General features: G+C 44.6%; 9 protein-coding genes. 7 read left to right on the top strand and 2 right to left on the bottom strand.

Annotated features, from left to right (window positions below):
• Window positions 1-564: 564 nt before the first annotated feature.
• The 7 genes from AAEY93_RS09770 to AAEY93_RS09740 all read left to right on the top strand — a co-directional run bounded on the left by AAEY93_RS09770 (window position 565) and on the right by AAEY93_RS09740 (window position 15,542).
• Complete coding sequence (locus tag AAEY93_RS09770) at window positions 565-3,069, top strand: alpha/beta hydrolase family protein (RefSeq protein WP_351076493.1); 2,505 nt, start codon at window positions 565-567, stop codon at window positions 3,067-3,069.
• 402 nt (window positions 3,070-3,471) lie between these two features.
• Window positions 3,472-4,077 carry a TetR/AcrR family transcriptional regulator gene (locus tag AAEY93_RS09765; RefSeq protein ID WP_124013979.1) on the top strand — a complete coding sequence of 202 codons (606 nt, stop codon included), beginning with the start codon at window positions 3,472-3,474 and terminating at the stop codon, window positions 4,075-4,077.
• A gap of 1,504 nt (window positions 4,078-5,581) precedes the next feature.
• Complete coding sequence (locus AAEY93_RS09760) at window positions 5,582-6,739, top strand: iron-containing alcohol dehydrogenase (RefSeq protein ID WP_124013977.1); 1,158 nt, start codon at window positions 5,582-5,584, stop codon at window positions 6,737-6,739.
• Between the two features lie 12 nt (window positions 6,740-6,751).
• Window positions 6,752-7,756, top strand: a complete 1,005-nt coding sequence (gene curA, locus AAEY93_RS09755) for an NADPH-dependent curcumin/dihydrocurcumin reductase (protein ID WP_351076490.1) — start codon at window positions 6,752-6,754, stop codon at window positions 7,754-7,756.
• A 153-nt stretch (window positions 7,757-7,909) separates the two neighbouring features.
• The gene (locus AAEY93_RS09750) at window positions 7,910-9,292 is read left to right on the top strand and encodes an NAD-dependent succinate-semialdehyde dehydrogenase (RefSeq protein ID WP_351076488.1); all 1,383 of its coding nucleotides are present in this window, start codon (window positions 7,910-7,912) and stop codon (window positions 9,290-9,292) included.
• A 391-nt stretch (window positions 9,293-9,683) separates the two neighbouring features.
• Window positions 9,684-14,573, top strand: a complete 4,890-nt coding sequence (locus tag AAEY93_RS09745) for a PAS domain S-box protein (RefSeq protein ID WP_351076486.1) — start codon at window positions 9,684-9,686, stop codon at window positions 14,571-14,573.
• Between the two features lie 3 nt (window positions 14,574-14,576).
• Window positions 14,577-15,542, top strand: a complete 966-nt coding sequence (locus AAEY93_RS09740) for a diguanylate cyclase (protein ID WP_351076484.1) — start codon at window positions 14,577-14,579, stop codon at window positions 15,540-15,542.
• Window positions 15,543-15,747: 205 nt separating this feature from the next.
• Here the strand turns inward: AAEY93_RS09740 and AAEY93_RS09735 are convergent, their stop codons facing one another.
• The gene (locus AAEY93_RS09735; protein WP_351076481.1) at window positions 15,748-16,716 is read right to left on the bottom strand and encodes a DUF3187 family protein; all 969 of its coding nucleotides are present in this window, start codon (window positions 16,714-16,716) and stop codon (window positions 15,748-15,750) included.
• Window positions 16,717-16,978: 262 nt separating this feature from the next.
• Window positions 16,979-17,293, bottom strand: a complete 315-nt coding sequence (locus AAEY93_RS09730; protein ID WP_435805878.1) for an EscU/YscU/HrcU family type III secretion system export apparatus switch protein — start codon at window positions 17,291-17,293, stop codon at window positions 16,979-16,981.
• Window positions 17,294-17,299: the final 6 nt, after the last annotated feature.

Raw genomic sequence — 17,299 nt, 5'->3', positions numbered from 1 at the left:
GTCAACATCGCTGTGACGGGATGCAAGGAAAAAGCCTAGAGCGCTACGCTGCTAGGACGCTATAAAATCTTAGCAGCGAAGCTGTCCTTGTACCAGAGATGGCAAGCGGTAACGAGCGATGACAAGCTAAGAGCCTAGAGCGCTACGCTGCTAGGACGCTACGCGGCTAGATGCTATACAATCTATAGCAAAAGCCTAGAACGCTACGCTGCTACGCGGCTAGAGGCTATAAAATCTTAGCAGCGTAGCGATCCTAGCAGTGACGAAGTCACGCCCTAGCACCTAGTCGCGCAGCGACTCAATCTTAGCAGCGAAGCTGTCCCTAGCAGTGACGAAGTCACGTTCTAGCACCTAGTCGCGCAGCGACTCAATCTTAGCAGCTCAGCTGTCCCTAGCAGGACGAAGTCCGCTCTAGCAGCGTAGCGATCCTAGCAGTGACGAAGTCACGCCCTAGACCCTAGCAGGACGAAGTAAAAACAGATGCATTTATATGCCATTTTTGTCACACTGTGGCGCATAAAAAGTTATATGAAATCAGCAATAATAACGAGAAAAGGACGCTTCATGAAAGCTTTTACACTGGTTTGTACCAGTTTAGCCATGGCTATTTCAGGCATAGCTCACGGGGCTGAAATTGATATTAGCCACATTCAGCGCTTAGGCCCAGTCATTCAACTGACTGCGACACCATTATCAAAAAGTGCTCAAGCAGATGCTTTGCGTGCCAACTTAGTGACCAACTTAGTTGCCAAATTAGCGGTTAACGTAGTAGAGGGATCAGGTCTTAAAAAGTCTAATTCGATACAAGTATTTAACCAACAACTGACTTGGCAAGCGGCTTCATCAACAGCTGAAGGTGAGGGCTGGTTAGCGTATCAACTGCCGGTATCTACCCATAGATTTACCCAAGGTACGTTGACGGTAAAAGGGCTTGATAACCCACAGGTGTATGTGAATGGCCAATTAGTGAAGTCTGCTAATGAGGTCTCGCTAAATTTAACTAATGGCGACTACCAAGTTTTAGTATTGGCCGATGGTCTGCAAAAAGAGGTTCCTTTTAGCTTGGATTGGCAGGGGAAAAGCGATGTTGATCAGCTCGATTTTACCCAGCAAAAATCACAACGTGTGTCTGCGCAGCAGCTATTTGATGCCAAAGTAATTAACAGCTTAACCCTATCACCTAATGGTCAATACCTGCTGCAAGCGACGATTGAATACCAGGCTAGCCAAGGTGATACCGCGATTGAAGTGACCGAGTTACGCAAGGTGTCGGACAACAGTGTGATGTATCGCTGGCAAGACAATCGACCAAGCAGCGCCGTGTGGTCGGGTGATAGCAAACAATTGGCGTTTGTGGCTAATAAACAGATTCAATTACTGAATGTGGCGGAGTTAACTATCCAAGTTGTTGCGAGCGATATCGACAATGTGTCTGGTTTGCATTGGTACGGTGACAGCGTGTTATTTAACTGGGAAAAACCCTTTAAAGCCGATGAAAAAGCCACCTCAAAGCGTTTTCGCGCATTGGAAGACCGCTGGAGTGACTGGCGTAACAACAGCCAAATTTATCAATTAGATGTGGCTTCAGGCTTTATTCGTCAGCTAACCGATAACAAGATCAGCAGCTCATTTCTAGATGCTAGTGTCGATAACGGTACCTTGTTACTGACTCGCTCTCCGGTCGATTATGCACAGCCTGCACATGGGTTAACTCAGTTAGTTGAATTGGATCTAAACGCGTTAACTGAAACTGTTATTGGCCAATATCGTAGCTTTAGCAGTGCGTTATATGCCGATGACGGCATGTACATTACCGCTGGGCCACGCTTTATGGATGGTGTGGGGATCCAGGATAAAACCATCGAAGTGAATGATTATGATGGCCAGTTATATTGGCGCGATGGCAAAGGCAATGTGAGCGCGTTAAGCAAAGACTTTACCCCTGCTATTGGTAGCATGACCAAGCTAGAAAATGATGATGTAATATTAACGGTAACCGAAGGTGACCGCTCACCACTGTATTTATTTGATAAAAGCAAAAAACGTTTTAGTAGAATAGACACGGGCATTGATATGGTTGACTACTTTAGTGTGGCAATCGAGCAATCTACGCCAACGATTGTGTTTGCGGGTACGTCGGCCACCGCGCCGCAAAAAACCTTCAAAATGACATTGAACTCCAGTGGTAAGCAGCTGTTGTTCGATAGTCAGCAACAAAGCTATGCCAATACCCGTTTCGGTGATATTCAAGATTTTGATTTTACCAATAAGCATGGCCACAATATTGATGGTCGGGTGTATTTACCCGCAGACTTTGATGCCAGTAAAAAGTATCCCGCATTGGTATATTACTATGGCGGCACCTCTCCTGTAGGGCGTCACTTTACCGGTCGTTGGCCATTTAATTTATGGGCAGCCCAAGGTTATGTTGTGTATGTACTACAACCCAATGGTGCAACCGGTTATGGCCAAGCATTTAGTGGACGTCATGTGAATGCATGGGGTAAATACAGTGCTGAAGACATTATTGAAGGGACTAACGCATTCTTGGATGCACATGATTTTGTTGACCCTAAACGAGTGGGTAACATGGGCGCGTCATATGGCGGCTTTATGACCATGTATTTAGCCACCAAAACCGATATTTTTGCCGCGTCAATGTCCCATGCTGGGATCAGCAATTTATCTTCTTACTGGGGACATGGCTGGTGGGGTTATGGCTATTCTGGTGTGGCCAGTCGAGGCAGTTTCCCGTGGAATAACCCTGAGCTCTACGTTGAACAAAGCCCGTTATATCATGCAGATAAAATCACCACCCCGTTATTGTTAATTCACGGCAACGCCGATACTAATGTGCCAGTGGGTGAAAGCCATTACATGTACACCGCGCTTAAATTATTAGGTAAAGAAGTGGAGTTGGTTGAGTTTAACGGCCAAAACCATCATATCAATACTCGCCAAGCACGATTCGACTGGTGGGATACCACTATGGCCTGGTTTGATTTAAAGTTAAAAGACCAGCCTGAGTGGTGGAATAGTCTTTACCCTGAGACAACAGAGCAGCAGTAAATATTAATTTGAACCAGCCTCGCATTGCGGGGCTGTTTTTTACTGAGTGGGCACAAGGTATGTCAATGGTAGCCAATGGTAGTCAGTGGTAGCCAGTGATAGCCAATAAAAGTCATCTGGTGATGGGGGAGGCTAACCTCGCACTATCCAGCATTGAGATCTGGTAATAACTTAAGATTATGATCAATGAAGTTTGCCCCAAAGAGCCTCTGTGTAATAACAATGAATATTTCCGAGTTAGGCTAAATTAGCTAAGATTTAGCTGCAGATTACTTTTGCTGCCAATATTATTGACTTAATACTGTGATCGACTGCGATGTAACGGCCAGAAAATAGTCGAAGTATTGACTTAACTATATAGTCAACTACAATAAACACAAACGTAATGATAGGTATTAGCGAATGGGCCGTAAAAGCGATGGCAGAGAACGCCTGCTACAGGCAATATCCGATCTGATGTGGGAGAGCAGTTATGGCACTCTCACGATTGATGTTATTTGTGAGCGCGCCGGCGTGAAGAAAGGCAGTTTCTACTATTTTTTCACCTCTAAGTCCGACCTTGCCGCCGAGTCGATCCGCGAGGGATGGGAGGCAAAGAAACCGAAAATGAATACCTTATTTTCGGCGACTCGACCGCCTTTAGAGCGACTGAAAGCTTATTTTGACGATATACGACAAACACAGTTTGAGGCGCTCGAGAAACACGGTCGTGTCCTTGGCTGTCCCAATTTTAGTGTGGGTGCTGAGATCAGCGGTACCGCGCCTGAACTGGATAAGAAGTTACAGCATACGTTTAGCGATTTGCTCAAATACATTGAATCTGCCATTCGTGATGCCCAGTCTGAAGGGACGATTAACGTCGCCGATCCAGCGATGAGTGCCCGTTGCGTACTCGGTTTTTTTGAAGGGGTGTTGACCCATGCCCAAGTCCGCAACGATCCGACTTTATTAGATGACATTTGGCCAGGAACCCTGCAAATGCTGGGTATTGCGCCGGATGCCGCTTAGGGTGTAATTATTTTTTCGGTTACTAGTTGACCATCTGGCTACTATTATTGAAACAAGGTTTCAAAGTATTATCACCTAGAAACTGCAGCTGATTATTTGTTAATTTGGGTTTATGGTCTTTGTTCGCGCGGCGGGCCGCTTCGGCGTTGATCGTTAACAGTTAATCGTTAATCGTTAATCGTTAACCGAGACACTAGTATATTTGCCTTGTTCTTGGCCGATCTATTGCTGTTATCACGCCAGTGCTATTTAGTTGATACCGATAACATACGCAGTTAGGGTTTACGAAAAGCGCCAGTATGAGTTAGCAAACCTATGGTCAAGCAGCGCAAACTTTTTTAATCACAACAAGACTATTGGCAGGCAGTGATAATGAGTAGGACGTGAAAGCTAATTGGTCTTGATAAAGCTGAATTTCAACGGCAAGCGTTGTGAACTCGACGTGATAGATCGCCCCCTTTACTCTGAGCCTGGTCTTTACTCCGGACCCTAGCCTTTTATTCCAATCCCTAGTATTTACTCTGAGCCTGGTCTTTACTCTGGACCCTAGCCTTTTATTCCAATCCCTGGCCTTTACTCTGAGCCTGGTCTTTACTCTGGACCCTGGCCTTTTATTCCAATCCCTAGCATTTACTCTGGACCCTGGCCTTTTATTCTAATCCCTGGCCTTTTATTCCAATCCCTAGCATTTACTCTGAGCCTGGTCTTTACTCTGGACTCTGGCCTTTTATTCTAATCCCTAGCAGTGTGTGGATTTTATCGGTGCCAAATTGGAAAGTCTATTACCAGTATGTTAGTATAGCTAAACAGTCAACTATGATTAGTCTCATTTAACGTAAAGCACCAATAGCGCTTTCGATTCAGCGCTTTCGATAATCTAAAAGCAGCGGCAGAAGAGGGCGGCAAGTAAGATACTTATCCACTCTTGTGCACTCTCGTGATAATAAATTGTTCACACCGCAGTCCAGGACTTAATATCAGGTCTAACATATTCAAGTTGAATTTATACAAACGATTGACCTAGTTTTATAGTTGACTATCTAGTAAAGTATTAGCAAGTGAATAACGTGAAAATAGGAAGCAAGTGACTACCAGCAGCGTGTTGTATGCCATCCAAGCCACTGCCATCCAAATGATTGCCATTGCGCGGAACTATGGTTACGTACGTTCTGCCAATGACCTTGTGAACGAGCCGTTATGTATGGTTGAGGCCACAAACTTTATCAGCAAGCGTGCAGCAGCAAACTTGCCACTCATACCAAAGCGCTGTTTGCGCTTGGCTATTCATATTTTGACAGCGCGATGGACCTGACGGCCAAACCGCTTCCAATCGACATCACTCGTCATCACCGCCTCGTTAGCAGGGCATGGCCGAAGAAGATGCGGCCGCTAATTAAAGCAACGCATCAGGTCTAGCCCCATATTTGAACGCTAGGCGCAAAAACATTGATGTACGCCTGCACAGACGTACACCTGTACATTGAAACAGAAGGAAATTTAGAGAATGAAAAATTTTGACTTTCACAACCCGACAAAAATTCTTTTTGGTAAAGGCCGCATTGCGGACCTGAACGATCATGTCCCAGCAGACGCAAAAGTGTTGATTATCTATGGCGGCGGCAGCGCGGAACGAACCGGCGTCCTAGGGCAAGTCCGTGCAGCACTTTGTGATCGCACATTCATTGAGTTTGGCGGTATAGAGCCGAACCCGCGTTATGCCACTACGCTTAATGCTGTCCAAGCGATCAAGGATAACGACATCACTTTCCTACTTGCCGTTGGCGGCGGGTCTGTTATCGATGCGACCAAATTTATTGCAATGGCGGCGTTGTATGAAGGCGACCCTTGGGAGATCCTTACTTCCGGCAGCTCGAAGGTGACGGCAGCGATGCCATTAGGATCTGTGCTGACGCTACCTGCGACAGGTTCAGAGATGAACAATGGCGGTGTGATCACCAACCCTGAGAAGATAGCGAAGCTTCCTTTTAGAAGCCCACATTGCTACCCCGTCTTTTCTGTGCTCGATCCTGAGCTTACTTATACGCTGCCTGCTCGTCAGATTGCCAACGGTGCGGCCGATGCCTTTGTACACATTGTCGAACAGTATCTTACTTACCCAAGTGCCTCACACGTTCAGGACGGTTTTGCCGAATCCCTACTGCGCACGCTGATCGATCTTGGCCCTAAATCGCTTGAGACACCTGAAGATTACGACATCCGCGCCAGTCTGATGTGGACAGCAACGCTGGCCCTGAACGGATTAATTGGTGCCGGTGTGCCGCAAGATTGGGCTACTCACATGATTGGACATGAGATCACTGCGCTCAATGATACCGACCACGCGCGCACCCTTGCGGTTGTGCTGCCGTCTCTGTTGAGCGATCAGCGCGGCCACAAATACGAAAAGTTGTTGCAATATGCCACTAATGTCTGGGGTATCAATGAGGGATCCGATGACCAGCGGATTGATGCTGCAATCGACGCAACGCGAGCGTTCTTCGAGAAACTCGGGATCAAGACTCGGTTGAGTGACTATGGCATTGCCGCAGCCGAAATCGAGCTTATCGTTACGGCCTTGCAGGAACATGGTATGACCGCCCTTGGCGAACACAATGACATCACCCCTAGCGATGTACGTCGTATTCTTGAGGCGTCACTTTAGAGGACAATGAAGTTGAAACAGAGAAAGATAACGAATCGGCAATGGGGTTTGGCCGAACGTTTTAAGGGTGAACTCACTAAAGACACGTTGACCTTGATTGAGGCCGCGATCCCTGCGGCTGGCGACAATCAGATGTTACTGCGAACGGAATATCTTTCGCTCAACCCTTATATGCGAGATCGAATGAGTGATACGCCATCCCATGCCGTCCCAGTAGAGATCGGTGAGGTGATGGTAGGCGGCACGGTTGCGCAGGTCGTCAATTCAAATATCGATGGCTTTGCACCGGGCGACTACGTGCTCAGTTTCAATGGTTGGCAGGACTATGCCCTGTCGGATGGCACCGGGCTGACTAACCTCGGTAAATCTCCCTTGCATCCTTCTTGGACGCTGGGCATTTTGGGAATGGCAGGCTTTACGGCTTGGGCTGGCGAGACTATCGCCGTGACGGCTGCGATCGGTCCGGTCGGCGCCACTGCTGCCCAGATCGGCAAGCTGTTGGGTTGCCGTGTTGTTGGCACTGCGGACGGCGCTGAAAAATGCGCCTATGCGGTGGACGTGCTGGGCTTCACCGCCTGCATCGACCACAAGGCACCTGACTTTGCCGACCAGCTTGCCAAGGCTATCCCTGACGGCATCGATGTGTATTTCGATAATCTCGGTGGCAAGATCCTTGATGTGGTTACCCCACTGTTGAATCCAAATGCACAGATCCCGCCCAGCAAACTGGTGTCGCAATACAACGCCACTAACATGCCTGCGGGACCGGAGCGGATGAACTGGCTGATCGGTCAGATGCTGCGCAAGAAGATCAAGGTGCACGGGTACATTATTTTTGACGATTTTGGTCATATCTATCCAGACTTCGCCAAGGAAATGAACGGTTGGGTTGAAAGCGGCAAAATAAAATACCGAGAAAGGATAATTGAGGGGCTGGAAAATGCCTCCCAGGCATTCATCGATCTTGTTAAAGGTGAAAACATCGGCAAGCGCGTGATCCACGTTGGCCAAACTTGAAAGGATAATACATGAAAATCTTGATGGTACTGACCTCGACCCAGAACCAGAACCAGAAAGGGTAGCAGGCACTAGCCTTTGCAATACAGGACAGGGGGCCGGTTTTGAAACATCTGTCCCCCCGTTAACACATACCCAAGAAAGGTAACTATTATGACTTATGAAACACGTAACCCCTACACGGGCGATCTTCTGGAAACATTCCCAGACGCAACCGACTCTGAGGTTAACCAAGCGATTGAAAAAGCGCACACTGCTTTTTTATCGTGGAAGGAAAGCGAGTTTGTTGAGCGCGCACGCGTGATGCACGCTGCGGCTAAAATATTACGCCGTGACGTTGATTATTTCGCCAATCTGCTCACTGTTGAGATGGGCAAACTTGTGCCCGAAGCTAAAGCCGAAGTTGCGCTGTCGGCGGATATCTTCGACTACTATGCAGAGAATGCACAGACGCTGTTGGCACCTCAAAAGCTGCCAGTGGCTGAAGGAGAAGCGGTAATTTACGCTGAACCGCTGGGCGTATTATTGGCGATAGAACCATGGAATTTCCCGTTCTATCAGGTGGTCCGCATTGCCGCACCACAAATGTCGGCAGGTAATACCCTGTTGCTCAAGCATGCGTCTAATGTTCCGCAGGCTGCTGCCGCGTTCGAAAAATTGATGCTGGACGCTGGTCTGCCTGAGGGTGTGTTTAAGAATCTTTATGCCACACGGTCGCAACTCGAAACCATTATCAATGATCCGCGCGTCCATGGCGTGGCATTGACTGGGTCGGAAGGCGCCGGTGCAGTCGTTGCCGCGCAGGCAGGCAAAGCGTTGAAGAAATCGACACTTGAACTTGGCGGTGCAGATGCATTCGTGGTTCTCGCCGATGCTGAGATGGAAAAAACCATTGACTGGGCGGTCTTAGGGCGGCACTGGAATGGTGGCCAGGTTTGTGTGTCCTCTAAGCGGATGATCATTGTTGATGACGTCTATGATACGTTTCTTGAAGGCTATATCGCCGGTGTTGCGAAACTCAAAGCGGGTGATCCGTTCGAACCAACCACCACCTTGGCGCCACTTTCTTCCAAGGCGGCCGCAGAAGAAATTAAGGACAAGATACGCCAGGCGGTTGCTTTTGGTGCTACGGCAACGGAAGTAGGGCCAATCGTTCCCAATTCAGGCAATTTCGTTCAGCCGACCATTCTGACTGATATTTCACAAGACAACCCTGCGCGCTATTGGGAATTCTTCGGTCCGGTCTCTATGTTGTTTCGTGCCAAGGATGAAGATGATGCAGTGCAGATTGCAAATGATTCACCGTTTGGTCTGGGCGGGTCTGTTTTTACCGCCAATCCAAAGCATGGCGCAGAAGTGGCTAAGCGTATAACCACGGGTATGGTGTTCGTCAATCACCCTACCATGGCCAAGGCGGACTTGCCCTTCGGTGGCGTTAAACGTTCAGGCTATGGCCGTGAACTTGTGGGTCTGGGCATCAAGGAGTTTGTTAACCATAAACTCATTGCCGTGGTTGATATAGACGCCCCGTTCTAGTCAATCGCTTCTAGGTTCTTGGCTGCTTGGCTGCTAGGGCTATACAATCAACAGCCTAGAACGCTGCGCTGCTAGGACGCTACGCGGCTAGATGCTATAAAATCTTAGCAGCGAAGCTGTTCTTAGCAGGACGTAGTCCGCCCTAGGATCTTAGCAGGACGAAGTCCGCTCTAGCAGCGTAGCGACACTAGCAGGACGTAGTCCGTCCTAGCATTTAGATGAGCGATGACAAGCCAAGAGCGCTGCATTATCGCTTGTTCTCTCTCAATATCGCTTGTCACCTCTGTCACCATCATAGGGTTTGAAAACACTATGTTTTTCAATGTCTAGCTTGTAAAAAACTCTTTTGTCGTTCACAGTTAATGTTCATGACTCTTAACAACTAATAAACATGACTAGACTATCAAGTTATAAAAATGCGTTTAAATTGGGTATTGGAGTATTTGCTTCTGGCTTAGTCATTAGTTTTGTTACAGCCCTAAGTGTTAATCATCAAAATAAAACCATCATTACTAGCTCTCTTGAAGCGGTGATTGAGCAAGTTGCCAATAATATTGTTGATCGTATCGTACTATATCAATATGGTTTACGAGGTGCTCGAGGGATTATTTATACGGTTGGTGAAGATAATATTTCACGTGAATTCTTTAAAAAATATAGCTTAACACGTGATTTTAAAAGTGAATTCCCCGGTGCTCGAGGGTTTGGTTATATCCGGAGAGTGCCTGCAGCCGATGAAGCGAATTTTGTTGCCAGAGCTAAAATTGATGATTGGCCAAAGTATAGTGTCCGTCAGCTTAGCCCTCATGATGATGAACGATATTTGATTGACTATATCGAACCCGTTGAGCGTAATCTTGCCGCCGTCGGTTTAGATATTGCCTCTGAGGAAAACCGTAAAAATGCCGCCCAACAAGCATATTTAACCGGGGAAGTACGCTTAACGGGGCCGATCACGTTAGTCCAGGCGACAGGTCATCCGTTGCAAGCTTTTTTAATTTTAATGCCCATTTACCGTACCGGTTTTACGCCACCGACCCCTGAGTTACGGGCGGCAGAAGCTTTTGGTTGGAGTTATGCACCATTAGTAGCTAATGAAGTTTTTGAGAAGATCAATTTATCCCGCCAGACGACCAAGTTATTGATTAATGATGTGACCGATACTCAAAACAGTGTCATGTTTTATGAAACCCATGTTGGTGATGCCAATCCGTTATCGTCTTTTTCTGCTGCATTAGATCGCGATATATTTGGGCGTAAATGGAGCATTTCATTAGTGGCTTATCCCGAATTTGTTAGTGGTTTACATTTAGCATCACCTAATATTGTTTTTAGTTATGGCTTAATTGTCAGTGTATTACTGGCTGGGTTGCTTAGTTTTTACGGCTATACTTTAGGGCGTAAGCAGCTAATTTTAAAGGATAATGAAAGGCGTGCTAATATTCTAGAACATTCGCTCGATGCGATTATAAGTTTCGATTGTGATGGTATCATCACCAGTTGGAATGATGGTGCGGTATCTATTTTTGGTTATGAAAAACATGAGGTGATTGGTTTCAAGAAAACCACGGTTATTGTACCTAAAGAGGGCTATGATGCAGAAGCTGAAGAGTTTAATCAGGTGCTTCACGGTAAATCATTGTTAAATTTTGTCTGCGAGCATAAACGAAAAGACAATGTATTACTGTCAACCTCGATGACGTCACTGGCTATTTATAATGAGTTCGGCAAAATCATCGGAGTCAGCCAGACTATTCGAGATATCACAGTACAACAGAATGCGGAAAAGCAAATTTTAAGCATTAATGCCAGTCTTGAGCGTAAAGTCACCGAACGGACTCACGCGTTACAACACGCTCTGTCAGAAAATAAAACCTTACTTGATAATATTAATCAGCAGCTACTTTATTCTGAGACGGATAAAAATGGCGTTATTTTGGCGGTAAATGATTATTTCTGCCAAACATCTGGATTTACTCGCGAACAAATGATTGGTCAGAAACATTCTATTGTAAAGTCGAATGAACATGATGATACGTTTTGGAAAAACATGTGGCAAACCATTAACGCTGGCCAGACTTGGCATGATGAAATTTGTAACCGCGATCGCCAGGGTAATGTTAAATGGCTTGATACGGTGATTGCGCCAGTTATGGATGAGAACGGTAATCTTGATCGCTGCATTGCTCTGAGGATTGATATTACTGAACGTAAAAATGCCCAGCTTGAAAAGAATAAACTCGCTTCTTTACTCACTAATGTGCTTGCAGCAGCAACAGAAATTGCCATTATTTCAACTAATAATGGCGGTATTATTAACATTTTCAATCGTGGTGCAGAGTTGTTGCTCGGGTATAATGCCAAAGAGGTTGTCGGTAAACAAAGCCCTGCGATATTACATCTTGCTGCTGAAGTTCAGCAACGCAGTATAGAGTTAAGCGAAGAGTTTGGTGAAGAGGTTAGCGCTTTTGATGTGTTTGTGTATAAACCAAGAACTCAAGGGCCTGAAACGCGGACTTGGACCTATATTCGTAAAGATTTGTCTCAGTGCCAAGTATCGTTGTCGGTTTCGGCTATGCGTGATCAAAGCGGAGAGATTATTGGCTATTTAGGCGTTGCAGTGAACATTGATACGATGCTTAAGCAACAAGAAGAGTTGGTGTCTGCCAGTAATCAACTGATTAAAGCGGCTGAGGTAGCAGAGTTGGGTATTTGGAATTTAGAGTTAGATACTAATATCTTGCAGTGGAATAATCGTATGTTTGCAATGTACGATTATCCATTATCACTTAAGGAAGAGGCGTTAAGTTACCAGCATTGGCAACAACGAATTCATCCTGATGATTTTGATATGGCTGAACTTGCTTTACAGCAAACCATTGACTCAAATAAACCTTATGAGCCGACATTTAGAATTATTACCCGTTCGAATCAAATTCGCTATATACAGGCGGGAGGCCAAATTAGTTACGACAAATCAGGTAAGCCGTTGCGCGTGATTGGGATTAACCGTGATATTACTGATCAACGTGAATTAGAGCAAACCTTGCGTTTAGCCAAGCAAGCCGCAGATGCGGCCAGTGCCGCAAAATCAGCTTTCTTAGCCAATATGAGCCATGAAATTCGTACCCCGATGAATGCCGTGTTAGGCATGCTACAGCTTATTCAACATTCTGATATGAGTCGCCAACAAGTTGATTATGTCACTAAAGCAGAGATTGCTGCGAAGTCATTATTGGGACTATTAAATGATATTTTAGACTTTTCCAAAATTAATGCCGGTAAGTTAGAACTTTATTTGCACTCGTTTCAACTCGAAACCTTAATGCGTGAATTAGCGGTGATATTGGCGACCAATGGACACAATAAAAATGTAGAAGTTATTTTTGATTTAGACCCTGCCATTCCGTACTTGATTGAAGGTGATGAGCTTCGTTTACGCCAAGTGTTGTTAAATCTTGCCGGTAATGCGATTAAATTTACGTCAGAAGGTCACGTGATTGTCAGTGTGCACTGCAATAAATTTGATGCAAACCAAGTGAATTTAATCATTTCTATCACAGACACTGGTATCGGAATTACTCCGGAACAAAGGGATAAGATTTTTCAAGGTTTTGTTCAAGCAGAATCATCAACCTCAAGACGATTTGGCGGTACGGGGTTGGGATTAGCGATTACTAAACGCCTAGTGGAGTTAATGGGCGGTAAATTAGCCCTAACGAGTCATATTGGCGAGGGAAGTCGATTTTGGTTTGATTTGACGTTTAATATTGTTGAAGTAAACAACCACGATTTTGATATCGATTTGCAGGGTAAGAATATTCTGCTTGTTGATGACAGTAAGATGAGTCGTAAAATTTTATCAAAAACCTTAATGGCCCATGGCGCTTATGTTAATGAAGCGCATAACAGTAAACAAGCTATGAATCTTATTGAGCAAAGCGTAAATGCCACTAACCATTATGATGTCATTATTATGGATTGGCGCATGCCAGATAAGAATGGCTTAGACACTGCCAATCATATTCACACGATGTTTGCTGCCGGTAAAGCTCCTGCCATTATTATGTTGACGGCTTATGGCGCTGAGGTGATAGAACAAACCAAGCTATATCATCAACAGCCGTTTGTGAGTTTGTTGGTTAAGCCAGTAACGGCTAATTTAATGCTTGAGACGGTTTACCAAGCCATTAATGGTTTAGATCGACCTATACAATCTAAAAAAATAACCCATGTGGCATTAAAAGGTGTCAGGGTATTAGTGGTTGAAGATAACCAGCTTAACCGTCAAGTTATTGATGAATTATTGCGACTACAAGGTGCGATTGTGACATTGGCTAAAGGCGGTATTGAGGGCGTAGAGTGGGTTACTAAGTCGAATAATCAATTTGATATTGTGATCATGGACATGCAGATGCCCGATATGGATGGGCTAGAGGCTACTCGTCTTATTCGTGCTGATGGCCGATTTAATGATTTATCTATTTTAGCTATGACGGCCAACGCATCTCTTGCCGATAAAGTATTATGCCTTGAGGCGGGTATGAATGATCATATTGGTAAGCCGATAGATATGACGAGTTTATTACCTTGTATGCTTAACCTGTTGAACCAAGAAAACAACGCTTACTATCATCTGCCGGTCAATAATCTGCATATTAGGTCACCTGAAGTGTTTAACGAGGGCGACGATGATCTGATTATAGAAAATCCCGACTCTATTTTACGTCGTTTTGGTGGTGAGCGTGGGTTTGTTATTGATGTGAAACATCTTTTTGCATCAGAAATGTCAGATCAATTACGGTCGCTTACTCAAGCGTTTGCACAACATGATGACAATCTTATCGGTAGTATTGCCCATACTATTAAAGGTACCTCGAGCAATATTGGTGCTAAGCGACTGGCCGCTTTTGCCGCTTCGCTGGAGCAAAATATAAACAATGCCGTTAATGTTGATTCAGTTGATTATCTGAGCCAAATGCACGACCTGATTAATGATAGTTTGCAGATGTTAGATACTTTATTTCCAGACGAAAGTGCGGTATTAAGGCCCTGCACCCTAGCTGATAAAGCAGTATTGCCGATACAATCTATCGGATCGGATAAAGTCGATCGATTAATGGAATTATTGCTTGAGCAAAATTTAGATGCCATTGAGTACCTTGAGCGCCTGTTAAACAAAGTGGTGCCAGATAAGCTGTGGTTAAGATTAAAAAACCAAGTGAGCCAACTAGAGTTTCTGGATGCTATCGATACATTAAAATCGATAATTAAGGAGTAATGCGTGTTCATAGATGAGTATATTTCTGGGGTAGAGCCCGTTAGAGGTAAAATACTGTTAGTTGATGATCAGGTTGTCAATATCAAAATATTGCATCAACTCTTGCAAGCTGATTATGACATTTATATGGCTCGCGATGGTCACCAAGCCATTGATATGTGCAATAAAGTTAAACCAGACATTGTGTTGTTAGATATTGAAATGCCGATGATCAATGGATTTGATGTGTGTGCGCATTTAAAAAAAGATCCCGAGACTAAAGATGTTGCGGTTATTTTTGTGACAGCTCATTTTGATGAAGATAAAGAGGCTAGGGGATTTCAATTAGGGGCGGTTGATTTTATTCATAAACCGATTAATCCTGTTATTACTAAAGCGCGGATTAAAAATCAAATTCTATTGAAATTAAATACTGATTTATTGCGTTCTATTGCCTTGTTAGATGGATTAACCGGTGTTGCTAATCGACTTAAGTTTGAGCAAGTACTGTCGGTAAGCTGGTTACAATGTGCGCGTGAGAAACAGCCCTTAAGTATTATTTTATTGGATATCGATTTTTTTAAGCACTTTAATGATACCTATGGCCACACCGAAGGCGATGCTTGCTTACGCGCTGTTGCACAGAAGATACAAGACACTGTCAATCGGCCTTATGACTTGGTCGCGCGTTTTGGTGGCGAAGAGTTTATCTGTGTGTTACCGAATACCGATTTAACTGGGGGGACCTATGTCGCTCAGCAAATTGTTGACAGTATTGTGTCACTTAACATTGTTCATGCTAATTCCGATGTATCAGGTTTTGTGACTATTAGTGCTGGGGTTTCTACCATGGTGCCAATGTATGATATGCCGAATAAAACCTTGATTGAAGCCGCTGATAAACAATTGTACTTAGCAAAAGAGCGTGGCAGAAATAGAGTGTTAGGTTGTCAAATAGAAGAGACTCTAGATGACAAGCCAAGAGCCTAGAACGCTATGGGGCTAGAGGCTATTAAATCTTAGCAAGAGCCTAGAGCGCTGGGCTGCTAGGACGCTACGCGGCTAGAGGCTATAAAATCAACAGCCTAGTCGCGCAGCGACTCAATCTTAGCAGCGAAGCTGTTCTTAGCAGGACGAAGTCCGTTCTAGCAGCGAAGCGTTCCTAGCAGGACGCAGTCCGCCCTAGAATAGGGTGTTAAAATTTATGGCGATAACCAAATGTATAAGCGATGTCAGCACTGTTATCCATGTTTAAAAAGTTCTCAACCATGGTGATCTCGAGTGCGCTACGATTGAAATAATAACGATAACCCAGTAAGGCTTCATTAGACGCTTCGGAGAAGTTTTCATCCCAGCTCACCATCCCATCATAGCGATGGTATTCAGCTAACCAGCCATGACGGCCTGTACGGTATTCATAACCCAGTCCCAGCATTAAGTAATGTGATTCATAGGCGTTTTGCGAGAGTGGGTATTTATTGTGCTGGAAACTTACACCTAGGGTTGAATTAACATGGTGATTGCCATTATGGAAGCCGTAATTAATTTGTACGCTTTGCTGAAAACTTTCATCGGCAAATGGGCCCGAATCGACATATTTGTAGTACAAGGTACCCCCAACGGAAATACCATGATGCTCATTTTGTAATAATTGATAACCTAAATATGCACTAAGAGCATTATTGAGGGTTTCGCCACTAAAATTATCAATATCGATAGCGTATTTTTCAGATCGGATTTGATTTTGGTGTTTAGCTTGCTGGTTACGACCATTTTGATCAAAACCAGCAGCATCGTGGAACCACATCGTTAATGAGTCTAGATGATTATCACCGCTAAACTGCCAAGTGTAATTGGCATCAAACAGTAAATCGTCTGTGATTTGCCATTTAAGGCCGCTGCGAATCGCATTTTGATAGTAGTCTGCTAATAGTTCGTCTGATTCTGACCAGATGCTGGCTGCATTAGCTGTGATGTACCATTCTTTTTGCCCTTGAGGCAACGAAAAGCCAGAGCGCAAAAGTGGACTGAGATTGATAGACTGCATTGGTGATTGTGCATATACCTGTAAAGGTCCGTAATCATCAAAACTCACCACTTGAGCATATGCAGGAAAGATAGACGAAATACTCAGTACAGATATCAATTTAAGGTGGGTCTTCATGGCTATTTCTCGTGTTAACGCTTCAGTTAATATCTGAATTTGGCTTAAAATCAGTATTTTATTAATTGAAAAGGTGAATTTTATTACTCATTTAAGCCCTTTCTTAGGTTGCTAACTGGTGAAGTTGTACCCATATATAATGGTATAAACCAGAATTTGAATGTCCAAACTGGAAACTGTGAATCTGACTTACCCATTGGTACTGGGTTAACCTCTTTAAACCATTAACCTATTTAACCTCAGGCTATTTTGGCAGCACCTTTTAAGCTTGAGCGACAATTTTTTGATGAAGAGTATTCCATTGTTCAGGGAATTTCCCCTCCAGCATGTATACAAATGCAATCAGCTCTGCGATCAATAAATACAGCTCTTTAGGCACTTCGTCACCTAATTCTAACAGTTGTAAAAACTCACTTAAGTGTGGATCTTGATGGATATGGATCCCCGCGTCTTTGGCGATTAATATCATCTCTTCGGCAACTAAATCCTTACCTGTAGCAGTAATTTTAGGAGCACTTTTACCATCAAAACTGAGTGCAACAGCTTGCTGGATTTTTTTGGGGTCATCTTTCATCATATTCTC

This window comes from Shewanella sp. CAL98-MNA-CIBAN-0140, assembly GCF_040309905.1.
In the GTDB taxonomy this organism is placed as follows: domain Bacteria; phylum Pseudomonadota; class Gammaproteobacteria; order Enterobacterales; family Shewanellaceae; genus Shewanella; species Shewanella psychromarinicola.
This window is presented reverse-complemented; position numbering and strand designations above follow the sequence as displayed.